The organism is Streptomyces sp. L-9-10 (assembly GCF_004151105.1).
GTDB lineage: Bacteria > Actinomycetota > Actinomycetes > Streptomycetales > Streptomycetaceae > Streptomyces.
Map to the genome: position 1 here is coordinate 1 of NZ_PHRF01000055.1, position 12520 is coordinate 12520.

The 12520-nt window shown below is 72.7% G+C and carries 2 protein-coding genes; both read left to right on the forward strand.

Features of this window, described 5'->3' with window-relative positions:
• Positions 1–24 precede the first annotated feature (24 nt).
• The gene (locus CU044_RS15230; RefSeq protein ID WP_205124076.1) at positions 25–7701 is read left to right on the forward strand and encodes a type I polyketide synthase; all 7677 of its coding nucleotides are present in this window, start codon (positions 25–27) and stop codon (positions 7699–7701) included.
• A gap of 41 nt (positions 7702–7742) precedes the next feature.
• Positions 7743–12520 (forward strand): type I polyketide synthase (locus CU044_RS15235; RefSeq protein ID WP_129769122.1); only part of this gene is annotated, 4778 nt, incomplete at its 3' end.

Here is a 12520-nt window from a genome sequence, read left to right on the forward strand (position 1 = left end):
CCGATGCTCGACGAGTTCCGTGCGGTGGTCGAGGGGATCGAGTGCGGTGAGCCCGAGATCCCGATCGTGTCGACGCTGACGGGCCGGTTGGCGAGCGCGGAGGAGTTGGCGTCGCCGGAGTACTGGGTGCGGCACGTACGGGAGTCGGTGCGGTTCGCCGACGCTGTCGGCACGCTCGTGGGCGAGGGTGTGGGCACGTTCGTCGAGGTCGGTCCTGGCGGGACGCTGTCGGCGCTGGGCCAGGAGTCCGCGCCGGACGCGGTCTTCGTGCCGGTGCTGCGCGGTGACCGGCCCGAGGCGGTGGCCGCCACCACGGCCGCGGGGCAGCTGCACGTACGCGGTGTCCAGGTGGACTGGCGGCCCTTCTTCGGCGGCCGTGGTGCCCAGTGGCTCGACCTGCCGACCTACGCGTTCCAGCGCGAGCGCTACTGGCTGGACGCTCTCCCCGTCGACGACGGCGCCCCGCGCATGTCGCCCGTGGAGGAGCGGTTCTGGGAGGTCGTCGAGGGCGGTGACCTCGACGATCTCGCCCGTACGCTGGACGTGTCGTCGGACGATCCGCTGAGCGAGGTGCTGCCTCGGCTGTCCGCGTGGCGCAGGGAGCAGAGGGACCGTTCCATCGCTGATGGCTGGCGGTACCGGGTCGACTGGCGGCAGGTGACCGCCGGAAGCCGGCGGCTGGACGGTGCCTGGCTGGTCGTCGCGCCGACCGGTGAGGACCGCGCGGAGTGGGTCCGTGACGCGCTGGCCCGGAACGGTGCCGACGCGCACGTGCTGCGGGTGGCCCCGGAAGCCGACGACTGGGCGGGGCGGCTGACCGACCTGCCCGCTCCGAGCGGCGTGGTCTCGCTGCTGGGACTCGCGGACGCCGGTGTCGCGGCCACGATCGGTCTGCTGCGGGCGTTGGGTGGCGCGGATGTGCCGGCGCCGTTGTGGTGTGTGACGTCGGGTGCGGTGTCGGTGGGTGCGGATGACGCCGTCGCCGGGTTCGAGCAGTCGATGCTGTGGGGTCTGGGCCGGGTGGCGGCACTGGAGCACCCGGGGCGCTGGGGCGGTCTGGTCGATCTGCCGGACGCGCAGGACGAGGTGACCGGTGATCTGCTGGCCTCGGTGCTCGCCGGGTCGAGCGGTGAGGACCAGGTCGCCGTACGCGGTGGCGGGATCCTCGGCCGCAGGCTGGTGCCCGCGCCGCTGAGTGCGGCCACCTCCGGCGCCGGCTGGACGCCGCGCGGGACGGTCCTGGTCACCGGTGGTCTCGGAGCCCTGGGCGGTCGGGTGGCGCGCTGGCTGGCGGCGCACGGGGCCGAGCACATCGTGCTGGCGGGCCGGCGCGGCCGGACCGCCGAGGGCGCCGGCGAACTGGAGGCCGAGCTGACCGAGTTGGGCGCGGACGTCACGTTCGCGTCCTGTGACATGGCCGACCGGGAGTCCGTCGCGGCGCTGCTGGAGAGCGTCCCGTCGCTCACCGCGGTCGTCCACGCGGCGGGCATCGAGCGCTCGGCCGCCCTCGCCGACCTCGGCCGGGACGAGCTCGCCGATGTGCTGGCGGCCAAGGCCGACGGCGCGAGGAACCTGCACGAGCTGCTGGGCGACACGCCGTTGGACGCGTTCGTGCTGTTCTCGTCCATCGCCGGTGTGTGGGGCAGCAGCGGGCAGGGCGCGTACGCCGCCGCCAACGCCTACCTGGACGCCCTCGCCGACCACCGCAGGGCGGCGGGTCTGCCCGCCACGGCCGTCGCGTGGGGTCCGTGGGGCGGCGGCGGCATGGTGGCGACCGCCGAACAGGCCACACTGCTGCACCGCTGGGGCCTGTCGACGATGGCTCCGGCCGGGGCGATCGCGGGTCTGGCCACGGCCCTGGAACGCGGTGACGGGAACGTCGTCGTCGCCGATGTCGACTGGGAGCGGTTCGCGGGCACCTTCATGTCGCAGCGGCCCAGCTCACTGCTGGGCGAACTGCCCGAGGTGCGGGCCGCGTTCGAGGCCGCTCCGGCGGAGCAGGGCATATCGGCCCTCGCTCAGCAGCTCGCCGGCCTGGACGAGACCGAGCAGGAGCGGCAGCTCACCGAGCTGGTCCGGTACGAGGCCGCCGCGGTGCTCGGTCACGTGTCCGGAGACGCGTTCTCCGCGACCCGCGCCTTCAAGGAGCTGGGCTTCGACTCGCTGACCGCGGTGGAACTGCGTACCCGGCTCAGCGAGGCCACCGGCGTCGCCCTGCCCGCGACCCTCGTCTTCGACTACCCGACGGCCGCCGCGCTGGCCGCTTTCCTGCGGACCGAGCTGTCCGGTGCGGGCGTCGTCACCCCTTCCGCTCCGGTCGCCGTCTCCGGTGTGACCGACGAACCGATCGCGATCGTGTCGATGGCGTGCCGGTTCCCCGGCGGGGTCGAGTCGCCGGAGGACCTGTGGGACGTACTCCTCGCGGGCGGGGACGCCGTGTCGGAGTTTCCGGCCGACCGCGGTTGGGACGTGGAGGCGCTGTACGACCCGGACCCGGACGCAGTGGGGACCACGTACCTTCGTTCCGGCGCGTTCCTGTCGGACGTGAGCGGGTTCGACGCGGGATTCTTCGGGATATCGCCGCGCGAGGCGCTGGCGATGGACCCCCAGCAGCGGCTGCTGCTGGAGACCTCCTGGGAACTGCTGGAACGGGCCGGGGTCGACCCGGAGTCGCTGCGCGGTGAGCGCGTCGGCGTGTTCGTCGGCTCGAACGCCCAGGACTACGGGCTGGTGCTGGGCAAGGCCACCGAGGACGTGGGCGGTCACATGGCGACCGGCAACGCGGCGAGCGTGGCCTCCGGCCGGCTGTCCTACACGTTCGGCTTCGAAGGCCCCGCGGTGACGGTGGACACCGCCTGCTCGTCGTCACTGGTCGCCCTGCACCTGGCGGTGCAGGCACTGCGGTCAGGCGAGTGCTCGGCGGCACTGGCGGGCGGTGTCACCGTGATGTCCACGCCGGGCGCGTTCATCGAGTTCAGCCGCCAGCGCGGACTGTCGCTGGACGGCCGGTGCAAGGCGTTCTCCGCCGACGCCGACGGCACGAGCTGGGGTGAGGGCGTCGGCATGCTGCTCGTGGAGCGGCTGTCGGACGCCCAGCGCAACGGGCATCCGGTGCTCGCCGTCGTGCGAGGGTCCGCGGTGAACCAGGACGGCGCGTCCAACGGCCTGACGGCTCCGAACGGTCCCTCGCAGCAGCGGGTCATCCGGCAGGCGCTCGCGAGCGCGGGCCTGGCTCCGTCCGACGTGGACGCGGTCGAGGCACACGGCACCGGCACGAGGCTCGGTGACCCGATCGAGGCGCAGGCGCTGCTGGCGACCTACGGCCAGGACCGGCCCGCCGACCGGCCGCTGTGGCTGGGGTCGGTGAAGTCGAACATCGGTCACACACAGGCGGCAGCCGGTGTGGCCGGTGTGATCAAGATGGTGATGGCGATGCGCCACGGTGTGCTGTCGAAGACACTGCACGTGGATGAGCCGTCGCCGCACGTCGACTGGACGGCGGGGGCGGTGGAACTGCTCGCCGACCAGCGCGCGTGGCCCGCCGTGGACCGGCCGTGGCGGGCGGGTGTGTCGTCGTTCGGGTTCAGCGGGACGAACGCGCACGCCATCATCGAGCAGGCACCCGCCGAGACGTCGGCCGACGTCGAGCCGGGTGAGCCGGGGGTCGTGCCCTGGGTGTTGTCGGCGCGGTCCGGCGAGGCACTGCGCGAACAGGCGTCCCGGCTCCGGGAGGAGTGCGAGCACGAGGCGCCCGCGTCGGTCGCCGACATCGCCCACTCGTTGCGGTCCCGGACGGTCTTCGACCACCGGGCCGTGGTGGTGGGGCTGGACCGGGAGGAGTTCCTCTCCGGACTCACCGCGCTGGCCGACGGCCGTGAGGCGCCGAACGTCGTGACAGGTGTGGCGGAGAACCCCGGCGCCGGAGTGGTGTTCGTGTTCCCCGGCCACGGCTCCCAGTGGGTCGGCATGGCGCTGGAACTGCTGGAGTCCTCCCCGGTGTTCCGCACGCGGATGGAGGAGTGCGCGAAGGCGCTGGACGAGTTCGTCGACTGGTCGCTGCTGGACGCGATCGGGGATGCCGGCCTGATGGAGCGGCTGGACGTCGTCCAGCCCGCCCTGTTCGCGGTGATGGTGTCGCTGGCCGCCACCTGGCGGTCGTGGGGCGTCGAGCCGAGCGGCGTACTGGGGCACTCGCAGGGCGAGATCGCGGCGGCCTGCGTCGCGGGCGCCCTGTCCCTGGAGGACGCGACGCGGCTCGTCGTCGTCCGGAGCAAGGCGCTGGCCTCGCTGTCCGGTCAGGGCGGCATGGTGTCGGTCGCGCTCGGCGTGGACGCCGTACGGGAACTGCTGACGCGATGGGACGGCCGGCTCGCGGTCGGCGTCGTGAACGGCCCCGCCTCGGTCGTCGTCTCCGGCGACATCACCGCGCTCGACGAACTGGTGGAGGTCTGCGCCGAGGAAGGGGTGTGGGCACGGCGGGTCCTGGCGGACTACGCCCCGCACTCCCACCACGTCGAGCGCATCGAGGCACAGCTCATGGAGGCGCTGGCGGACGTGTCGCCGCGCTCCGGCGACGTGCCGTACTTCTCCCCGCTGACCGGCGGGTGGCTGGACACGCGTGAGATGGACGCCGCGTACTGGTACCGGAGCCTGCGGCAGACGGTGGAGTTCGCCGACTCCGTCTCCGCGCTGGTGGCGGAGGGCTTCAAGGCCTTCGTCGAGGTGAGCCCGCACCCGGTACTGGTGGCCGGCCTGGGCGAGCTGGTCGGCGCCGACGGCGTGGTGGTCGGCTCGTCGCGGCGCGGGGACGGGAGCCTGGCCCGGCTGATGACCTCGGCGAGCACACTGTTCGTACGCGGCGGCCAGGTGGAGTGGGAGCTGTCCGGGGCGCGGCGGGTGGACCTGCCGACGTACCCGTTCCAGCACCAGCGCTTCTGGCCCACGACGGCACACACCGCGTCCGGCGACGTGACCTCGGCCGGGCTGGGGCGGGTGGACCACCCCCTGCTCGCCGCCGTCACCGAACTCGCGGACTCCGAGGGCCTGGTGTTCAGCGGCAGGCTGTCCCTGCGCACCCACCCGTGGCTCACCGACTACCGCGTCCTGGGCGCCGCCGTACTCCCCGGCGCGGCCTACACGGACCTCGCACTGCGCGCCGGCGACCATGCCGGCTGCGCGTCGCTGGACGACCTGGTGCTCGGAGTGCCCCTGGTGATCCCCGAGCGGGACGGCGTCCAGGTACGGCTCAGCCTCGACGGGCCGGACGCGTCGGGCAGGCGGGCCTTCACCGTGGATTCCCGGGGGGACGAAGGCGGAGGCTGGACCCGCCACGCCACCGGCACCCTGGCGGCCGAGGCGGAACCCGTCACCGACGATCTCATCGCCTGGCCGCCGAGCGAGGCCGAGCCGGTCGAGCTGGACGGCCACTACGCCACCCTCGCCGCCTCCGGCCTCGACCACGGCCCCGCCTTCCAGGGCCTGCGCGCCGCCTGGCGCAAGGGCGACGAGGTGTTCGCCGAGGTGGTGCTGCCGGACGGCCTCACGGACGAGGGCTTCGGCCTGCACCCGGCTCTCCTGGACGCCGCGCTGCACGTCATCGGGCTCGGGGTGAGCTCGGAGGGGCTCCCGTTCTCGTGGGCCGGGGTGCGGCTGCTGGCCACCGGCGCCACGGAGCTGCGGGTCCGGTTGACGCCGGTCGGTGTGGACGCCGTCGCGGTGCTGGTCGCCGACGGCCACGGCGAGCCGGTCGCCGCTGTCGACGCGCTGAGCCTGCGGCCCATCTCCGCCGACCAGTTCACCCTCGCGCGGTCCGCCCACCGCGACTCGCTGTTCGAGGTGAAGTGGGTGCCGATGCCGGACGCCGCTCCCGACAGCGGCACCTGGGCGGTGCTCGGCGGCGACACCGCCCGGTCGGCCCACGCGCTCACCGCGGCCGGTGAACCGGTCGACGAGCACGGCGACCTGACCGCACTGCTGGCCGCCGTCGACGCCGGCGCGCCGGTGCCCCGGTTCGTGGCCGTGACGCCGGGCGCGGGCGCGACCACCCCCCGCGAGGCGACGCGCCTCACCCTCGAACTGCTCCAGAAGTGGCTCGCGGACGACCGGTTCACCGAGTCGCGGCTCGTACTGCTGACACGCGGCGCGGTCGCGGCCGGGCCCGAGGAGGACGTCCCCGACCTGGTGCGCGCTCCCGCATGGGGTCTGGTGCGGTCGGCGCAGTCGGAGCACCCGGCGCGGTTCGTACTGGTCGACGTGGACGGGCACGAGAAGTCGCTGCGCAGGCTGCCCGCCGCCGTGGCGACCGGGGAGCCGCAGGTCGCGATCAGGAACGGCGCCGCCTCGATGGCCAGGCTGGCACCGCTCGCCGTTCCGGCCGACGCGCCCGAGCCGCCGGCGTTCGCCCCCGACGGCACGGTACTGATCACCGGTGGTTTCGGCATGCTCGGCGGCTTGACCGCGCGGCACCTCGTCACCCACCACGGAGTCCAGGACCTGGTCCTGACCGGCAGGCGCGGCGCGTCGGCGCCGGGTGCCGAGGAGCTGACCCGGGAGCTGGAGACACTGGGCGCGCGGGTCACGGCCGTGGCCTGCGACGTGAGCGACCGCGACGCGGTCGCCGCGCTGCTGGCCGAGCACCCCGTGACCGCCGTCGTCCACACGGCGGGCGTACTGGACGACGGCACGATCGAGTCACTGACCCCGGAACACGTCGACGCGGTGTTCCGCCCCAAGGCCGACGCCGCGCTGCACCTGCACGAGCTGACCCTGGGGACGGACCTCACGGCGTTCGTGCTGTTCTCCGCCGTCGCCGGTGTGTTCGGCAGCCCCGGCCAGGGCAACTACGCGGCCGCCAACACGTTCCTCGACGCGCTCGCGCAGCACCGCCGGGCCGCGGGACTGTGCGCGACATCGCTGGCCTGGGGTCTGTGGGCCGAGGCCAGCGGTATCACCGGCCACCTCGACGACGCCGACGTGCGGCGGATGGCGAGGGGCGGCATGGCCCCGCTGTCCTCCGAGGACGGCATGGCGCTGTTCGACGCGGCGCGCGCGACCGGCGCCGCGACCGCGGTACCCGCCGCGATCGACCTGGCAGCGCTGCGGGCCCACCCGGAGCAGGTGCGGCCGCTGCTGCGCGGTCTGGTACCCACGCCCGCCCGCCGGTCCGCACGGTCCGGCAACGGCTCCGGCGCGGTACCGCTCACCCAGCGGCTCGCGGGCCTCACCGAGGCGGAGCAGGACCGGGCGCTGGTGCACCTCGTACGCACCCACACCGCGGCCGTGCTCGGCTTCGCCGGACCCGAGACCGTCGAGGCGGACCGGGCGTTCAAGGAACTCGGGTTCGACTCGCTCACCGCCGTGGAGCTGCGCAACAGGCTCGACGCGGAGGTCGACTCGCGCCTGCCCGCCACCCTGGTCTTCGACCACCCGAACCCGGCGGCGCTCGCGGCCCACCTGCGGACGACGGTGCTCGCCGACCACGGCACACCCGCCGCCGCGGTGCTCAGCGAACTGAACAAACTGACGATCGACATCTCCAAGCTCGACCCGGACGACGCACTGGTCGGGGACATCCGGCTGAGGCTTCGGTCGCTCCTGTCCACATGGGACGACAAGGAGGCCGAGGTCGCGGTGGACGACCTGAACTCGGCAACGCTGGACGACGTGTTCGACATCATCGACGAGGAACTCGGCAACTCCTGATCCACGGGTCCCGAGTCTCACCAAGAGGGGTTAGCAAGAATATGTCGAATGACGACAAGGTCCTCGACTACCTGAAGCGCCTGACCGCCGATCTGCGGCAGACCAAGCAACGGCTTCGCGAGGTCGAGGAGAAGGCCAGCGAGCCGATCGCGATCGTCGGTATGAGCTGCCGTTTCCCCGGTGGTGTGGAGTCGCCGGAGGACCTGTGGCGTCTGGTGGCCGAGGGTGGGGACGCGGTGTCCGGGTTCCCGGCCGACCGTGGCTGGGACGTGGAGTCCCTGTACGACCCCGACCCCGACCACTCGGGCACCACCTACAGCCGTAAGGGTGCATTCCTCGACCGGGTGGCGGACTTCGACTCGGGTTTCTTCGGGATCTCACCGCGCGAAGCCGTGGCGATGGACCCGCAGCAGCGGTTACTGCTGGAGACGTCGTGGGAGGCGTTCGAGCGGGCGGGTATCGACCCGAACTCGTTGCGGGGCAGCCGGTCCGGTGTGTTCGTCGGCACCAACGGCCAGGACTACGCGTCGCTGTTGCTCGCCGCGCAGGAGACCGTCGAGGGATACATAGGCACCGGTATTTCGGCGAGTGTCATCTCCGGCCGGCTGTCGTACACGTTCGGCCTTGAGGGCCCTGCGGTGACGGTGGACACGGCGTGCTCGTCGTCGCTGGTGGCACTGCACCTGGCGGCTCAGGCGCTGCACAAGGGCGAGTGCGAACTGGCGCTGGTCGGCGGTGTGACGGTGATGACCACACCGGGCTCCTTCGTGGAGTTCAGCCGCCAGCGCGGGCTGTCGGTGGACGGCCGGTGCAAGGCGTTCTCCGACAGCGCCGACGGCACCGGCTGGGGTGAGGGTGTCGGCATGCTGCTCGTGGAGCGGCTGTCCGACGCCCAGCGCAACGGGCATCAGGTGCTGGCGGTGGTGCGGGGTTCCGCCGTGAACCAGGACGGTGCGTCCAATGGCCTGACGGCTCCGAACGGCCCGTCGCAGCAGCGGGTCATCCGGCAGGCGCTCGCCAGTGCTGGTCTTGCGCCGTCCGATGTGGACGCCCTGGAGGCGCACGGTACGGGCACGACGCTGGGTGACCCGATCGAGGCGCAGGCGCTGCTGGCCACCTACGGCCAGGACCGCGGCGGTGAGCCGCTGTGGCTCGGTTCGGTGAAGTCGAACATCGGTCACACGCAGGCCGCCGCCGGTGTCGCCGGTGTGATCAAGATGGTCATGGCGATGCGGACCGGTGTGCTGCCGCAGACGCTGCATGTCACCGAGCCGTCGTCGCACGTGGACTGGTCCGCCGGTGCCGTGGAACTGCTGACGGAGGCGCGGCCGTGGCCGGAGACCGACCGGCCGCGCCGGTTCGGTGTGTCGTCGTTCGGTGTGAGCGGTACGAACGCGCACACCATCATCGAGCAGGCTCCGGAGGCCGAGGAGTCGGCTCCGGTTGTGGCGTCGGTGCCGGTTGGTCTGGTGCCGTGGGTGCTGTCGGCGCGGAGTGCGGAGGCGTTGCGGTATCAGGCTGAGCGCCTGGGTTCGGGTGTGGTCGGTCTGGATCCGGTGGATGTCGGGTTCTCTCTGGCGACGTCGCGTGCGTCGTTCGAGCAGCGTGCGGTGGTGGTCGCGGAGGATGCGGAGGCCGGGCTGTCCGCTCTGGCCGCGCTGGCCGAGGGCCGGCAGGCGGCGGGTGTGGTGACGGGCTCTGTGGTGAGCGGGATGCTGGGTTTCCTGTTCTCGGGTCAGGGTTCGCAGCGGCTGGGTATGGGGCGTGAACTGTCCGCCCGTTTCCCGGTGTTCGCCGAGGCGTTGGACGCGGTGCTGGGTGAGTTCGATCCGCGGGTGCGTGAGGTGCTGTTCGGTGAGGATGCCGACGCGCTGAACGAGACGGGGGTGACCCAGCCGGCGTTGTTCGCGGTCGAGGTGGCGTTGTTCCGGCTGCTGGAGTCGTGGGGTGTGCGCCCCGACATGCTGGCGGGCCACTCGATCGGTGAGCTGGCGGCGGCCCATGTGTCGGGTGTGTGGTCGCTGGCTGACGCGGTGAAGGTGGTGTCGGCGCGTGGTGCGCTGATGCAGGCGCTGCCGTCCGGTGGCGCGATGGTGGCGGTCCAGGCCTCTGAGGCCGAGGTCGCGCCTGAGCTGCCGGACACCGTGGGTATCGCGGCGGTCAACGGTCCGAACTCGGTGGTCGTCTCCGGTGTTGCCGAGGATGTCGAAGCAGTCGCGGAGCGGTGGCGTGAGGCGGGGCGGAAGGTCTCCCGTCTCCGGGTGAGCCACGCGTTCCACTCGCCGCTGATGGAGCCGATGCTCGACGAGTTCCGCGCGGTGCTGGAGGGCGTGTCGTTCGAGGCGCCCGCGATCCCGATCGTGTCGACACTGACGGGCCGGTCGGCGAGCGCCGAAGAACTCGCCTCGCCGGAGTACTGGGTGCGGCACGTACGCGAGTCCGTACGGTTCGCCGACGCCGTGAGCACGCTGCGGGACGAGGGCGTGACCACGTTTGTCGAGATCGGTCCTGGCGGAACGCTGTCGGCGCTGGGTCAGGAGACCGCGCCCGACGCCGGGTTCGTGCCGGTGCTGCGCACCGACCGCCCGGAGGAGTCGGCGCTGACCGCAGCGCTCGCGGACGTACACGTACGAGGCGCCCATGTGGACTGGGCCGCCTACTTCGAGGGCAGCGGCGCTCAGCGCGTCGATCTGCCGACGTACGCGTTCCAGCGCGAGCGCTACTGGCTGGACGCGCTGCCGCTGATCGGTGATGTCTCGGCCGCCGGGCTCGGTTCTGCGGAGCACCCGTTGCTGGGCGCGACGGTCGCCGTGGGTGACACGGACGGTGTGCTGCTGACCGGTCGCCTGTCGGTCCAGACCCATCCGTGGCTGGCCGACTACGTGGTCCAGGGCTCGGTGCTGCTGCCCGGAACGGCGTTCCTCGAACTGGCGATCAGGGCGGGCGACCAGGTCGGCTGCGACCTGGTCGAGGAACTGACGCTGGAGACGCCGCTCGTCCTGCCCGAGAACGGCTCGGTGCGGGTGCAGGCGTGGGCCGGCGCCGAGGACGAGTCGGGCCGGCGCGAGCTGACCCTCTATTCCAGCACGGGCGACGACGACCGTTCATGGACCCGGCACGCCACCGGCGTGCTGCGCGAGGGTGGCCGCTCCGGTGGGACCTCCCTGGTCGAGTGGCCGCCGGCCGGGGCCGAGACCGTGGACCCGGACGGGGCCTACGACCGGCTGGCGGAGCTGGGCTTCGGCTACGGACCGGTGTTCCAGGGCCTGCGGTCGGCGTGGCGCAAGGGCGACGAGGTGTTCGCCGAGGTGGCCCTGCCGGACGGTGTGGCGGTGGACGGGTTCGGTCTGCACCCGGCACTGCTGGACTCGGCGCTGCACGCCATGGGGCTGATGGGCGACACCGATGCCTTCGGCGGGCTGCCGTTCGCGTGGTCGGGTGTGCGGCTGCACGCCTCGGGTGCGACCGTTCTGCGGGTGCGGTTGTCGCCCGCCGGGGCGGACGGTGTGGCGTTGGCCGTCGCGGACGGGGCGGGAGCTCCGGTAGCGACGATCGACTCGCTGGTACTGCGCCCCGTCTCGCCGGAACAGTTCACCGGTGACGACGGCGGTGACGCGCTGTTCGGCATCGACTGGGTGTCGGTGTCGGTGGCCGACGGCGACGTTCCGACGACCGCGTGGAGCGACCTGGAGGCGTTGGCGGCGTCGGCGGAACTGCCCGACTTCGTCGTTCTGCCGTGCCCGGTCACCTCCGCGTCCGACCCGGCCGTCGGCGCGCACGAGGCGGCGCACTGGGCGCTGAACGCGGTGCAGACCTGGTTGGCGGAGGACCGGTTCGACGCGGCGCGTCTGGCCATCGTGACCAGTGGTGCGATAGCCACGGTGACTGATGAGGATGTGCGGGACGTCGCGCAGGCGGCGGTGTGGGGCCTGGTGCGGTCCGCGCAGTCGGAGAACCCGGACCGGATCGTCCTGGTGGACCTCGACGGCGAGGCGGCCTCGCTCGACGCGCTGCCGTCCGTGCTGGCCACGGGAGAGCCGCAGTTGGCGGTGCGTTCGGGTGCTGCCAGTGCGCCGCGCATGGCGCGGGTCCGGCAGTCCGTGGTGGACGATCCCGGGTTCGGTTCGGGCGCGGTGCTGGTGACGGGTGCGACGGGCACGCTGGGCGGCCTTCTCGCCCGGCATCTGGTCGCGGAGCGCGGTGTACGGAACCTGCTGCTGGTCAGCAGGCGCGGTGCCGCGGCCGAGGGCGCCGAGCAACTGCGCGACGAACTCGTCGCGCAGGGCGCTGAAGTGGTGCTCGCGGCATGTGATGTGGCGGATCGGGACGCGGTGGCGGCGCTGCTGGCCGAGCACCCTGTAACCGCTGTCGTACACACGGCGGGTGTCCTGGACGACGGCACGATCGGCTCGCTGACGCCTGAGCGGATCGACGGTGTGTTCCGGCCGAAGGTCGACGCGGCCTGGCACCTGCACGAACTGACCCGCGATCTGGACCTCTCCGCATTCGTCCTGTTCTCCTCCGCTGCCGGAGTCTTCGGCGGCCCCGGCCAGGGCAACTACGCCTCGGCGAACGCCTTCCTGGACGCTCTCGCGCAGCACCGCCGTGCGTCCGGTCTGGCGGCGACGTCGCTGGCCTGGGGCCTGTGGGCCGAGGCCAGCGGTATCACCGGCGAGCTTGACGAGGCCGACGTACGGCGGATGACCAGCGGAGGCATGATCCCGCTCGGTTCGGCCGAGGGTCTGGCGCTGTTCGACGCGGCGGGTTCGACAGGGCGTGCCGCGCTGGTGCCGGTGCCTCTGGACCTGGCCGTGTTGCA